The sequence below is a fragment of the Acidovorax sp. SRB_24 genome, assembly GCF_012931925.1.
Map to the genome: position 1 here is coordinate 14,216 of NZ_MWOM01000054.1, position 13,691 is coordinate 27,906.

11 protein-coding genes are annotated in these 13,691 nt (G+C 66.0%); 9 read left to right on the forward strand and 2 right to left on the reverse strand.

Translation table 11 applies throughout. The features are described from left to right. Positions 1-19 precede the first annotated feature (19 nt). The 9 genes from B2J89_RS16120 (at position 20) to B2J89_RS16160 (ending at position 9,131) form a co-directional block, all read left to right on the forward strand. The gene (locus B2J89_RS16120) at positions 20-1,264 is read left to right on the forward strand and encodes a D-amino acid dehydrogenase (protein WP_169170041.1); all 1,245 of its coding nucleotides are present in this window, start codon (positions 20-22) and stop codon (positions 1,262-1,264) included. After that, a complete protein-coding gene (locus B2J89_RS16125) occupies positions 1,261-2,040 on the forward strand; it encodes an aspartate/glutamate racemase family protein (RefSeq protein ID WP_169170040.1) in 780 nt (259 codons plus the stop codon). The genes B2J89_RS16120 and B2J89_RS16125 overlap by 4 nt, the downstream gene beginning before the upstream one ends. A gap of 76 nt (positions 2,041-2,116) precedes the next feature. After that, positions 2,117-3,250, forward strand: a complete 1,134-nt coding sequence (locus B2J89_RS16130; RefSeq protein ID WP_169170039.1) for an ABC transporter substrate-binding protein — start codon at positions 2,117-2,119, stop codon at positions 3,248-3,250. A 66-nt stretch (positions 3,251-3,316) separates the two neighbouring features. Continuing rightward, positions 3,317-4,210 carry a branched-chain amino acid ABC transporter permease gene (locus B2J89_RS16135; protein WP_169170038.1) on the forward strand — a complete coding sequence of 298 codons (894 nt, stop codon included), beginning with the start codon at positions 3,317-3,319 and terminating at the stop codon, positions 4,208-4,210. Continuing rightward, entirely contained in the window at positions 4,203-5,090 is an 888-nt protein-coding gene (locus B2J89_RS16140) for a branched-chain amino acid ABC transporter permease (protein WP_169170037.1), read from the forward strand. Before B2J89_RS16135 ends, B2J89_RS16140 begins: the two co-directional genes overlap by 8 nt. Beyond that, positions 5,087-5,872 (forward strand): ABC transporter ATP-binding protein, encoded by a 786-nt coding sequence (locus tag B2J89_RS16145; RefSeq protein ID WP_169170036.1) that lies wholly within the window; start codon positions 5,087-5,089, stop codon positions 5,870-5,872. Before B2J89_RS16140 ends, B2J89_RS16145 begins: the two co-directional genes overlap by 4 nt. Positions 5,873-5,874: 2 nt before the next feature. Then, positions 5,875-6,594: an ABC transporter ATP-binding protein gene (locus B2J89_RS16150; protein WP_169170035.1), complete on the forward strand. Its 720-nt coding sequence runs from the start codon at positions 5,875-5,877 to the stop codon at positions 6,592-6,594. Positions 6,595-6,714: 120 nt separating this feature from the next. Beyond that, positions 6,715-7,833, forward strand: coding sequence for an ABC transporter substrate-binding protein (locus B2J89_RS16155; protein WP_169170051.1), 1,119 nt, complete (start codon positions 6,715-6,717; stop codon positions 7,831-7,833). 374 nt (positions 7,834-8,207) lie between these two features. Beyond that, entirely contained in the window at positions 8,208-9,131 is a 924-nt protein-coding gene (locus tag B2J89_RS16160) for a hypothetical protein (RefSeq protein WP_169633211.1), read from the forward strand. A 266-nt stretch (positions 9,132-9,397) separates the two neighbouring features. Here B2J89_RS16160 and dapA read toward each other — a convergent pair whose 3' ends face one another. Both dapA and B2J89_RS16170 read right to left on the reverse strand, forming a co-directional pair. Beyond that, a complete protein-coding gene (gene dapA, locus B2J89_RS16165) occupies positions 9,398-10,306 on the reverse strand; it encodes a 4-hydroxy-tetrahydrodipicolinate synthase (RefSeq protein WP_169170053.1) in 909 nt (302 codons plus the stop codon). An 88-nt stretch (positions 10,307-10,394) separates the two neighbouring features. Next, positions 10,395-13,691: indolepyruvate ferredoxin oxidoreductase family protein (locus B2J89_RS16170; RefSeq protein ID WP_169170028.1), on the reverse strand; the 3,297-nt coding region annotated here is incomplete at its 5' end.

The following is a 13,691-nucleotide window of genomic DNA, read 5'->3' on the forward strand; positions in this document are numbered from 1 at the left end:
CAACGTCAAGGACACCGATATGCACACCGTGGTCTTGGGCGCCGGCGTTGCGGGCGTCACCACCGCCTGGTACCTGGCAGCGCAGGGGCGCCAGGTCACCGTGATCGACCGCCAGTCGCTCGCCGCCGCCGAAACCAGCTATGCCAACGCCGGCATGGTGGCGCCCGGCCACTCGTACACTTGGGCGTCTCCCCGTGCGCCCGGCGTGCTGTGGCGCTCGCTGCGCGACAGCAGCCAAGCCCTGCGCCTGAAGCTCAACCCCGATCCGCACATGTGGGTCTGGCTGTGGAAGTTTCTGCAGAACTGCACGGCCGAGCGCTCGCGCATCAACACCGGCCGCAAGCTCGTGCTCTGCCGCTATTCACAGCAGCAGTTGCAGGCACTCACCGCCGCGCAAGACCTGCAGTACGAGCGCATCAGCCGTGGCGCCCTCTACATGTACCGCGACGAGGCCTCGTTTGCCCGTGGCCGCGCCAACATGCAGATCCTGGCCGACGGCGGCATGCAGCTCGATGCGCTCGACACCAACTCGGTGATCGCGCACGAACCGGCGCTGGCCGGCGCATGCCAGCACATTGCCGGCGCCATCTACTGCCCCAGCGACGAGAGCGGCGACGCGCGCATGTTCACGCGCCACCTGGCCCAGCGCTGCCGCGAGGCGGGCGTGAAGTTCCTGATGGACACCTCGATCGACGGCATCGACAGCGCTGGCGGGCGCATCGAGGCGGTGCGCACCAGCGCCGGCCGCATCACGGCCGACGACTACGTGCTCTCGCTGGGCAGCTACTCGCCCATCGTGGCGCGGCCGCTGGGCTACAGCCTTCCGATCTACCCCGTCAAGGGCTACTCCGTGACGTTTCCGGCCGGCGAAGGCTATCAACCGCCCACGCTCGCCGGCGTGGATGAAAACAACCTCGTGGCCTGGGCGCGCTTTGGCGACCGGCTGCGCTTCACCGCCACGGCGGAATTCAGCGGCTACGACACCCGGCACACGCCGAAAGACTTCGAGCCCATGCTGCGCGCCGCGCGCCAGCTGTTCCCGAACGGCGCCGATTTCAGCCAGCCCGAGTACTGGGCCGGCCTGCGCCCGATGACGCCCGAGAACACGCCCATCCTGGGCAAGAGCCGCCACGCCAACCTGTACTTCAACACCGGCCACGGCCACATGGGCTGGACCATGGCCTGCGGCACGGCGCAGATCGTGGTCGACCTGATGCACGGGCGCCAGCCCGCCATCGACATCACCGGAATGACCCTCGCATGAGCACCGAACTCGCTTCCCCGCCCAGCACCTTCAGCGTGCTGCCCTTCACCATGGACGCCGGCGTGATGTCCCGCGCCGCCATCGGCCTGGTGGTACTGGCCACCGACCAGACGCTGGAACACGAATGGCGCCAGATCATGAACCTGCCGGGCGTGGCCTTCTTTGAGGCGCGCCTGCACAACTCGCCCGACATCACGCCCGCCAACCTGGCGGCGATGGAGAAAGACATCACGGCCGCCGTGCAGCTGATCGTGCCCGACGTGCCGCTGCAGGTCGTCGCCTTCGGCTGCACCTCGGGCTCCATCGTGATCGGCGAGGAGCAGGTGGCGCAGCGCATCCGCGAAGCCCGCCCCGGCGTGGCCTGCACCACGCCCATCACCGGTGCCGTGGCCGGCCTGCGCGCGCTGGGTGCACAGCGCATCGCGCTGATCACGCCCTATGTGCAAAGCGTCAACGCGCTGTTTGAAGACCACCTCGTCGACAGCGGCTTTGACATCACGCGCATTGCCACCTTCAACCACAGCAACGACAACGAGGTTGCGCGCATTGACGCGGCCTCGCTGCGCGCCGCCATCCTGGCCACCGGCGCGCACGACGACGTGGACGCGGTCTTCGTCTCGTGCACCAGCCTGCGCATGGCGGCACTCACGCGCGAGGTCGAGCAGGCGCTCGGCAAGCCAGTCATTGCCAGCAACAGCGCCATGGCCTGGCACGCACTGCGTCTGGCCGGCGTGCGCGACGCCCTGCCCCAGTTTGGCCGGCTGTTCGAGCACTGAGGCCCCCGCGCCCATTCCGACAGCTGCTGGACATCCCTATCCCCGTTCCCTACCCGTCACCAACCAGGAGTGCATCATGAGCTTTCGTAAGGTCCCCGGTTTTTCCCCCCTTCGCGCCACCGCTGCTGCGTGCCTGCTGACGCTGGCAACCGCCTTGCCGGCCCTCGCGCAGGACGCCATCAACATCGGCGCCGTGCTGTCCCTCACCGGCGCCAATGCGACGGTGGGCGAAGACGTGCGCCGCGGCGTGATGCTGGGCGTCGAGCATGTCAATGCGAAGGGCGGCGTGCTGGGCAAGAAGATCAACGTCATCGTTGAAGACTCCGGCGGCAACCCCACCACGGCGCTGAACGCCGGGCGCAAGCTGGCCACCGTCGACAAGGTGCCTGTGGTGATGGGCGAGTACTCGTCCGGCATCACGCTGCCGCTGGCGCAGTACCTGGTCAAGGAAGGCGTCACCCACCTGAACATCTCCAGCAGCAGCACCAAGATCCGCCAGCTCGGCGCCACGTCGTTCAGCCTGGTGGGCCTGGAGAACTTCAGCAACCGCTTCGCCGCGCAGGACACCTACGACATGGGCTACCGCCGCGTGGCCATGGTGGCGCCCAACAATGCCTACGGCCAGGGCGTGCTCGAAGGCTACAAGGCCGAGTTTGAAAAGCTCGGCGGCAAGGTCGTGACCGAGGTGCTCTACACCGCCGGCCAGTCCACCTACCGGCGCGAGCTGCAGCAGATGTCGCGCAGCAACCCCGATGCCTATGTCTACACCGCGTACGGCCAGGAGTCGGCCGTGCTCAACCGCGAGGCCGAGGAACTGGGCCTGCGCAAGACGCCCTGGTACGCCATCCTGATGAGCATGAGCCTGTCGGACACGCCGCCCGCCATCGCCAACGGCCAGCTCGGCATGGAACTCGGCTCGGTGCAAGGCCCGGCCGGCAAGGCGTACTCCGACGCGTTCGCCGCCAAGTACAAGGAAGGCTTCAAGACCTCGTACACCGGCTACGGCTACGACGCCGTGCTGCTGACCGCCGCCGCGATCGAAAAGGCCAAGGCGACCACGGCGCCCGCCATCCAGGCAGCGCTCAAGGACATCGGCACGGCCGGCTACCCGGGCGTGACAGGGCTCATCCGCTTTGACGAAGACCGCCAGCGCGTGGACCCACCGTACGACAAGCTGAAGTTTGCCGACGGCAAGCTCGCCCCCCGCTGAACGTGAAAGAACCCCGCGCACCGGCCGCTGGCGGCCGGCGCGCGGACTAGCCCCGAGACCCCCGAGATGCTTCAATTCCTGGTTGACACCGTGCTGCGCGCCTCCGACCTGGCGCTGATTGCGCTGGGCCTGAGCATGCTGTACGGCCTGGTGAAATTCCCCAACGTCGCCCATGTGCAGTACGCCATGTTCGGCGCCTATGCCACCTATGCGCTGCACAGTTCAGGCGTTCCGCTCGTAGCCGCACTGCTGATCGCCAGCGTGCTGACCGGGCTGCTGACGCTGGTGCTGCATGTGCTGGTGTTCCGCCGCCTGCTGCGCGGTGGGCCGGCCATTGCCATGATCGGCTCGCTGGCCATCGCCATGCTGGTGATCGCCGGCATGCAGGGGCTGGCCGGCTCATTTCCGCGCATGTTCAACCTGCCCCGCGTGGAGCCGCTGGTGCTGGGCGGGGCGCGCATCGCCCACACGCAGCTGTACATGATTGGCACCACGGCCGTGCTGCTGGCGCTGTTCGTGCTGCTGCTGTTCTACACCCGGCTGGGCCGCGCCATGCGGGCGCTGGCCAGCAACGGCATGCTGGCCAATGCCTCGGGGCTCAACGCCGAGCACATCACCTACTTTGTGAGCTTCAGCGCCGGCGCCATTGCCGGGCTGGGCGGCAGCATGCTGGCGCTGTCCACCGGCGCGCACATCAACCTGGGCAACGACCTGCTTCTGCCGGTGTTCGCTGCAGCCATCCTGGGCGGCCTGGGCAACCCGCTCGGCGCCGTGGTCGGCGCGCTGCTGATTGCCATCACGGAGACCGCGGTGACCAACATCAACTTCGGCATGTTCTTCGGGCGCGAGCTGGTGTTCATGCCCGTGGCCTACATCAGCGCCGCCTCGTTCCTGATCCTGCTGCTGGCATTGCTGTTCAAGCCTTACGGGCTGTTCGACCGGGAGGTCCGCCGTGTTTGATTTCGCCATCTCTTCGCTGACCATCGCCGGCATCTACGCGCTGATGGCCCTTGGCCTGAACCTGCAGGCGGGCTATGCCGGGCTGCTGAACTTCGGCCACATCGCCTTTGCCGGCCTGGGCGCCTACGCGGCAGGCATCGGCTTCGGCCTGGGCTGGTCGCCCCTGGCCAGCCTGGGTCTGGGTGTGGGCCTGGCCATGACGCTGGGCTGGTTCATGGCCGGCCTGGGCCGCAAGCTGGCCTCCGACTACTGGGGCATCGCCACGCTGGCGATTGCCGAGATCCTGCGCACCATCGCCACCAACGAGGGCTGGCTCACCGGTGGCGCCAACGGCATCAGCGCCATCCCGGCGCTGTTCGATGGCGTGCCGCGGCCCTGGAACGGCGTGGCCTTCCTGGCGCTGGTGCTGGCCATCGTCGCCGCCGGCGCCCTGCTCTGCACCCGCCTTGGCAATGGCCGCTTCGGCCGCGCCCTGCGGCTGATGCGCGAAGAGCCCCAGCTGGCCACCTGCATGGGCTACGACCTGCGCTCGCTCAAGACGCGCGCCATCATGAGCGGCGCCGCCGTGACGGCGCTGGGCGGCTTTCTCTACGCCCACTACATGAGCTTTGCAGGGCCGGACTACATGCTCGCCTCCGAGACCTTTCTGCTGTGGACCATGCTCATGATCGGCGGCCTGGGCAGCACCCTGGGCGTGCTGGTGGGGGTGGTGATGGTGCAGGCGGCCCATGTGCTGGTGCCCTTCGCCAAGGACTGGATGGGTTTTGACTCCGACGTTGCCGGCGCGCTGCGCCTGGGCCTGATCGGCGCCATCCTGCTGCTGTGCCTGCTGTGGCGCAGCGAGGGCCTGTTCCCTGAAAAGTTGCGGAGGATTCCATGAACGCTGCCCTGCTCCAGGTCGACAACGTCGCCAAGTCTTTTGGCGGCAACCATGTGCTGCAAGACCTGAACCTGTCGGTGGCACCCGGCGAGATCGTGGGCCTGCTGGGCCCCAACGGCTCGGGCAAGAGCACCCTGCTCAACCTCATCACCGGTTTTGCTGCGGCCGACCGCGGCCAGATCCAGCTCGAGGGCCGCCGCATCGAGCAGCTGCCCGCGCACCGCATCGTGGCGGCCGGCATTGGCCGCACCTTCCAGCTACCGTCGATGCCCAAGAAGATGTCGGTGATGGAAGTGGCCATGGCCGCCGCCACCGAACGCCACGGCGTGTGGGACACGCTGCTGGGCCTGAGCGCCGCCCGGCGCGTGGAGCAGTCCGCCCATGCCAAGGCCACGGCCCTGCTGGAGCAGCTGCTGCTGACCCATGTGCGCGACCTGCCGGCCTCGGCCCTCTCGGGCGGGCAGAAGAAGCTGCTGGGCATCGTCTGCGCGCTGATGGGCGACCCGCGCCTGCTGATCCTCGACGAGCCCACGGCCGGCGTGCACCCCAACCTGCGCCGCGACATCGTCAAGGCGCTGCAAAAGCTCAACGCCCAGGGCATGACGCTGGTGATCGTGGAGCACGACATGCATTTCATCCGCGAGGTGTGCACGCGCTGCATCGTGCTCGACCGCGGGCGCATCGTGGCCAGCTGCCGCCCCGACGAGCTGGCGTCCAACGAACATGTGGTGCAGGCCTACCTGGGCCGCGCCGACAAAGAACCCTGCGCGGAGGCTGCTTAAAGATGATCAAGATCGACAACATCATCGCGGGCTACACCGCCGAAGTGGACATCCTAAAAGGCATCTCGCTGCAGGTGGCGCGCTCAGAAATCGTCACCCTGCTCGGCCCCAACGGCTGCGGCAAATCGACGCTGCTCAAGGCGATTGCCGGCGTGCTGCTGCCGCGCAGCGGCAGCGTGGTGCTGGGCGGGCAGGACCGCACGCGCATGCCCGTGCACCGCAAGATCCGCCACTGCAGCCTGGGCTTCGTGCCGCAGACCGAGAACATCTTCAGCAACCTCACGGTGCGCGAGAACATGCAGGTCGGCGGCCACTACCTGGCCAAGGCCGATTGCGAACGCCGCATGGAACAGCTGTGCGAGCTGTACCCCGTGCTGCGCCGCAAATTCACCGCAGCGGCGTCGTCACTGTCCGGCGGCGAGCGCCAGATCTTGGCGCTGGCCCGCGCGCTCATGCCCAGCCCGCAGCTGCTGCTGCTCGACGAGCCCTCGGCCGGCCTGTCGCCCAAGGTGCTGCAAGAGGTGTTCGACGCCATCGTCGAGGTGCGCGCCAAGGAGAAGGTCACCATCCTCATGGTCGAGCAAAACGCCATGGAGGCCATGCGCATGTCCGACCGGGCCTACATCCTCTCGATGGGCACGGTGGCGCTCACGGGCCACACGCACGAGCTCATGCACGACCCCCAGGTGCGCGACCTGTACCTGGGCGGCAGGGCCGCCTGAGCGACCCACCCGCCCATCGCCCTGCCCCCAACGCCCCGCGCCATCACCGCACCCCACGATGGCCCGGGGCGTTTCTGTTTCGTTTGCCTTGATCCCAACCCACCCACCGGAGTAAGCGCCATGCCCCAGCCACGCCCCCTTGTCCGCCGCCTTGTTCTCTGCGCCAGCGCCCTCGCCGCGCTCGGCCTGCTGACCGCGCCGGCCCACGCCCAGGTCAAGTTCGGCGCTGTGCTCTCGCTCACCGGCGCCAGCGCCAGCGTGGGCGAAGACCAGCGGCGCGGCATGCTGATCGCCATCGATGACATCAACGCCAGCGGCGGCGTGCTGGGCCAGCCCGTGCAACTGATCATTGAAGACACCGGCGGCCGCGCCGTCAGCGCGCTCGAAGCCGCCAAGAAGCTGGTCAACGTCGACAAGGTCGCCGCCGTGTTTGGCGAATACTCATCGAGCCTGACCATCCCCGTGGGGCAATACGTCGTCAAGCAAGGCCTGCCCTTCATCAACCACGGCAGCTCCAGCCCGGCCGTGCGCAGCATTGGCGACGGCGGCTTCAGCGTGATCGGGCTCGACACCGCATCGGCCCAATTCGCCGCCAAGGACCTGTGGGACCAGGGCGCGCGCAAGGTCGCCTTCATCGCACCCAACAACGCCTACGGCCAGGGCATTGCGCCCGAGTTCCAGAAGAACTTTGAAGCGCTGGGCGGCCAGGTGGTGTCGCTGGTGCTGTACACCGCGGGCCAATCCACCTACCGGCGCGAACTGCAGCAAATGGAGCGGGCAAAACCGGACGCGTATGTGTACAGCGCCTACGGCCAGGAGGCCGCCGTCATCAACCGCGAGGCGTTCGACCTGGGCATGAACAAGCCCAAGCCCTGGTACGCGATTTACCACACTATGTGCACCACCGACAGCGCGCCCGCGCATGTCGAAGGGCAGCAGGGCATGGACGTTAACGCCGTGGGGCCGCAAGGCAAGGGCTTCCAGACCGCGTACGAAACCCGCTACGGCCACGGCTTCAAATCGTCGTACACGGGCTACGCCTACGACGGCGTGCGCATGGCGGCCGCTGCCGTGCAGCGGGCGGGCAATACGCAGCCCGATGCCGTAAAGCAGGCGCTGCGTGCGGTGGGGCAGAACTATGAGGGTGCGACCGGGGCCATCCAGTTTGCGGCTGATGGCCAGCGTGGGGTGCAGCCGTATATGAAGACGAAGTACAGCGGGAAGATTGTGCCGCGCTGATGGTTAGATTCTCAGCATAAAAAAGGCTGCTAGCGCTTTATGGGTAAGCGATAGCAGCTACTTTTTTTATAGCACAAGAGATCTTAGAGTATTGTGATTTGACGGTGTGCGCAGTGCCGCCTTTCTAGCCAGAACGGACGTTGTAATCACCCCCGGAAGCGGCCCCCCTCACTGCTCAACAACACAAAAAACTCAATTTTCTTGTCCCTGTCGCGCAAATGCCGCAAACCGTGCGATTCACAAACATTGCACCCCACTGCACATAGGCCAACTCGGGTTCGCAAGCTATAGTGTTTGTAACAAATTCGTTCACGGGCTAAGGCCGCTGAACTCTACCGTTATGAACTGAAACGAGTCCTTTTATGCAAGACCGAATGGAAGAAGATCGCATCAGATCTATGAAGGACGATGAATACGCCCGACTCACAAATCGCAAGAAAGAACTCACCGAATATCGGGAGATGCTCGAGATTCAACAATACGAGTTCGATACATATCGAAAACGCGCAAAAGAAGAGCAACTTGCGCGTGAGGCAGAATTTCAGAAAGAACGACAAGAGCGCGAAAAGATGTTCGCTCAACGTGAGAAACAACTAACGTTTAGGCATCGTGACATCGAAGAAAGGCTAATGCAACGTCAGGCTGAAATTGAAAGCCTTCGTGAGAGATTACAAACAGAAATTGCAGAACGCGAACAAAAACTGCAGCAGGCCTTATTGGATCTTACTCTTGAAAAAGAGAGATACAACGAAGAAAGCAGAAAAAAGATCGAGCGCACTTCAAAGGATTATGTTGCAGATGCACTTGAAACATTGGATGCAAAAGAAAATCAGTTTCACACAATATCAAAACTATGGAGTGGTGTTGGCGCCGCATCATTAGCGACAGCAATAGCATTCTTCGCATACCTTACGCTATCGAGCACAGCAACCATTCCAAGCCCAATAACATGGGAATTTTTAACCTTCGCGGTATTTAAGGGCCTAGTCGCAATCGCCCTTCTAGCAGGTCTTGCGAAATATGCATTTCTCCTCGGAAACTCATACATGCAGGAGGCGCTAAAAAACGCAGATCGCAGGCATGCGATAAATTTCGGCAAATTTTACTTAGAATCCTACGGTGCAGCAGCCGAATGGTCTCAAGTAAAAGAAGCTTTCGAGCACTGGAATATTACCGGAACGAATGCATTTAAAAGGGCGGAGGAGTCTATGCCAGATATTAGTGCACTTGAAAAAGCTATTGCGCTTGTGGAACGCGCAGGCAAGGCTCTCCCAAAAAATGATGGCATTGGGGCATAACGCTGCAGTCGAGAATGCTACCTACAAACGGGCCATATATGGCCCATGTCGGCACACGCTCCGACTGCCCGCACTTATAAGTTCAACGTCCCCTCGTGCTTTTCTTCAGTGACTACTTCTGACTTCAATCAGAATTCAACGGCGCTGCGCGGTCGTTTTGATTTCAAACTGGCGCGAAAAGACCGCTTGCACTCGTGCCTAGATCGTCACTGGCTGCACCATCGACAGCAACCGCGCCCCCCGCTAGCATCAGAACTCGCTTTGCCCTAAACCGCCAGCGCTTCCTTCACTGCCTTCTCCGTCCCCTCCCCCACCCCACACAACGGCAGCCGCAGCGTCGCCTCGCACTGCCCCAACAACGCAGCGGCGAGCTTGGCCGGCCCCGGGCTGCTCTCGCTGAAAAGGGCGCGGGTCAAGGGCAGCAGTTTCACAAAACGTTCGCGTGCTGCCAGCCACTGGCCTGACTCCATCTCGCGGCACACGGCGGCCACTTCGGCGGGAACGATGTTGGCCACCACCGAGATCACGCCGTGGCCGCCTAGGGCCAGGTAGGGCAGCGTGGTGAAGTCGTCGCCGCTGTAGCGCATGAAATCTTCTGGCACCGCTTCCAGCAGCGCGGCGGCGCGGGCCATGTCGCCGGTGGCGTCTTTCAGGCCGGCAATGTGGGGGTGCCGTGCCAGCGTGGCCACGGTGTCCACCACCATATCGACCACCGTGCGGCCGGGCACGTTGTAGAGCACCAGGGGCAGCGCGGTGGCGTCGGCCTGGGCCGTGAAGTGCGCCACCATGCCGCGCTGCGTGGGCTTGTTGTAGTACGGCACGACGCTGAGCAGCGAGTGCGCGCCGGCCTGGGCGGCAAAGCGGGCCAGGCTGACGGCTTCGCCTGTGGAGTTGGCGCCGACGCCGGCCATGATGTGGATGCGGCCTGCGGCGTATTCCACCGCCGTGGCGATCAGGTCGTGGTGTTCGTGGTGCGACAGCGTGGACGACTCGCCCGTAGTGCCGGCAATCACCAGGCCCACCGTGCCCTGGGCAATGTGCCAGTCCACCATGCGGCGCAGCGCGGGTTTGTCGATGCTCTGGTTGGCATTGAACGGCGTGAGCAGGGCCACCAGGCTGCCGCGGGGCAAGGCGGCGCAGGCGTTGGGGGATGCGGCGGGGCTGGGAGTAGACATGGGTCGGGTCTGAAAGGCTGGAATTAAAAGGAACGCCGCCCCCGCGCGCCCCGCGCACGCGAGGGCGGTTCACGCAGGGGCTGGCTGCTTACGCGTCGACCGCCACGCGCTGGGCGGCCGGTGCCTGCAGTTGCTGCTGCAGGCGCTCGACGTTCTTCTCGTAGGCGCGCAGATTGGCTTCCTTGACCGGGCCAAAGCCGCGCACCTGCATGGGCGCGGCGGCCAGCGCCAGCGCCGCGTCGCGCTGGTCGGCGCGCAGCTGCGCCACCAGGTCGCGCATCTGCTGTTCGTAGCAGGCGACCAGCGCGCGCTCGGCCTTGCGCTCTTCGCTGTAGCCGAACACGTCCAGCGCAGTGCCGCGCAAGAACTTCAGGCGCGCGAGCAGGCCAAAGCCGGTCATCATCCAGGCGCCCCATTCGCTCTTGGCCGGGCGACCCGTGCGCTGGTCAATGCGGCTGAGCACGGGCGGTGCCAGGTGAAAGGTCAGCTTGGACGGGTCTTCGAACTGCGCGGCCAACTGCTCGCGGAACTCGGGCGCGGCGTGCAGGCGGGCCACTTCGTACTCGTCCTTGTAGGCCATGACTTTGTAGAACGACTGGGCCACGGCCTTGGCGATCTCGTCCTGGCCGGGCCACAGGCGCGCTTCGGCGGCGCGCACTTCGTCCACCAGCGCGCGGTAGCGGGTGGCATAGGCGCTGTTCTGATAGGCCTCCAGCAGGCTGCTGCGGCGCGCGACCAGCGTGTCGAGCGATTGCTCGGCCAGCGGCTGGGGCGCTGCGCCCAGGCCGGCGTGCTGCAGCACGGCCTGCGGGTCGACCGCGTGGCGGCGGCCCCAGCGGAAGGCGGCCAGGTTCATCGGCACGGCGGCGCCGTTGAGCTCGATCGCCCGCTCGATGGCCTGCGCACTCACCGGGACCAGGCCGCGCTGGTAGGCCGCGCCCAGCATGAAAAGGTTGGTGGCAATGGCGTCGCCGCACAACGCCAGCGCCAGGCGGCCGGCGTCGATTACTTCCACCTGCTCCCTGCCCACGGCGCGCACCACGGCCTGCTCCAGCGGGTTGGTGGGGAACTGCAGGTCAGGGTTCTGCACGAACGCGCCGGGCATGACTTCCTGGCTGTTGAGCAACACCCGCGTGGCGCCCTTGCGCGCCATGGTGAGCGTGTTGCCCGATGCGGCCACGACCAGGTCGCAGCCCATGATGGCATCGGCCCCGCCCGGCGCCACGCGCACGGCGGCAATGGCGGCGGTGTCGATGCCAAAGCGCAGATGCGTCCACACCGAGCCGCCCTTTTGCGCCAGGCCCGCCATGTCGAGCACGCCCGAGCCCTTGCCTTCCAGGTGCGCGGCCATGCCCAGCAGCGCGCCGATGGTGACCACGCCCGTGCCGCCCACGCCGGTGATGACCATGCTGTAGACGCCATGGCGCAGGTCGGGCAGCGTGGGTTCGGGCAGTGCAGGCTCGGCGCCCTGCCCGCCTTTGCTGCCGACGCCCTTGCGCAGCTTGGCGCCGTTCACGGTGACAAAGCTTGGGCAAAAGCCCTTGAGGCACGAAAAATCCTTGTTGCAGGCCGACTGGTCAATGGCGCGCTTGCGGCCCAGGTCGGTCTCCAGCGGCACCACGGCCACGCAGTTGGACTGCACGCCGCAGTCGCCGCAGCCCTCGCACACGGCGGGGTTGATGACGACGCGCTTGTCTGGATCGGGGAAAGTGCCGCGCTTGCGGCGGCGGCGCTTTTCTGCGGCGCAGGTCTGGTCGTACACCAGCACCGTGGTGCCCTCCAGCTCGCGCAGCAGGCGCTGCACGGCGTCGAGCTCGTCGCGGTGGTGCACGGTGACGCCGGGTGCCCAGCCGGTCACGCCGTCGTACTTGCCGGGCTCGTCGGTCACCACGGCAATGCGCGCCACCCCTTCGGCATGCACCTGCTGGGTGATGCGCACCGGGTCTAGCGGGCCGTCGTGGCACTGGCCGCCGGTCATGGCCACCGCGTCGTTGTAGAGCAGCTTGAACGTGATGTTGGTCTTGGCCGCCACCGCCGCGCGGATGGCGAGCAGGCCCGAGTGGAAGTAGGTGCCGTCGCCCATGTTCTGGAACATGTGGGAGCGCTTGGAAAACGGCGCCTCGCCCACCCAGGCCATGCCCTCGGCGCCCATCTGGGTGTAGCCCAGGGTGTCGCGGCCCATGGTCTGCGCCATCCACGAGCAGCCGATACCGGCATAGGCGCGGCTGCCGTCGGGAATGCGTGTGGACGTGCTGTGCGGGCAGCCGGCGCAAAAATAGAAGCTGCGCGCCATCACATCCACCGCGCCGAGCACGGGCTTGCGCCGGGCCAGGGCGTGCACGGTGTCCAGCAGCGCCGGCTCCACGGCCGCCAGCCGGTGGCCGACGACCTGGGCGATCTGCGCCGCGTCCAGCGCCATCTCGACGCGGAACAGCTTGGCGCCCTGCTCGTCCTTCTTGCCGATGACGCGCGGCGCATCGGCCGCGCCGTACAGGATTTCCTTGAGCTGCGCTTCCAGCAGCGCACGCTTTTCTTCGATGACGATGACCAGGTCCAGCCCGCGCGCAAACTCGCCAATGCCCTGCGGCTCCAGCGGCCACACCATGCCCACCTTGTAGACCACCAGGCCCAGTTGCTGCGCGCGCGCCTCGTCGATACCCAGGTCGGCCAGCGCCTGGCGCAGGTCGAGCCAGCTCTTGCCCGAGGTGACGATGCCGATCCGCGCGCCCTCGCGCTGGCCAAAGGCCACGCGGTCGATGCCGTTGGCGCGCCCAAAGGCCCGCGCCGCATCGAGCTTGTGGTTGACCAGGCGGAATTCTTGCGCGTGCGGCGTGTCGGGCAGGCGGATGTTGAGGCCGTCGGGCGGCAGGCCGTCCGACTCGGGCAGCGCGATGGCCAGCCCTGCATCGTCAATTTCCACCGAGCCCGAGGCGTCGGCCGTGTCCTTGATGCACTTCATGCCCACCCAGGCCCCGCTGTAGCGCGACAGCGCCCAGCCCAGCAGGCCGTATTCGACCAGCTCGGACACACCGGCCGGCGACAGCACCGGCATCTGCGCGTCGACCAGGGCGAACTCGCTTTGGTGGCAGGTGGTGGACGATTCGCAGGTGTGGTCGTCGCCCATCAGCACCAGCACGCCGCCGTGCTGGGAGCTGCCGGCCAGGTTGCCGTGACGGAAGGCGTCGCCGCTGCGGTCCACGCCCGGGCCCTTGCCGTACCAGATCGAGAACACGCCGTCGAAGCGGCCATCGCCACCGATCTCGGCCATCTGCGTGCCCCAGACGGCCGTGGCGGCCAGGTCTTCGTTCACGCCGGGCACGAACACCACGTCGTGCGCGTCGAGGTGCTTGCGCGCCTTGGCCAGCTGGTCGTCGTAGGTGCCCAG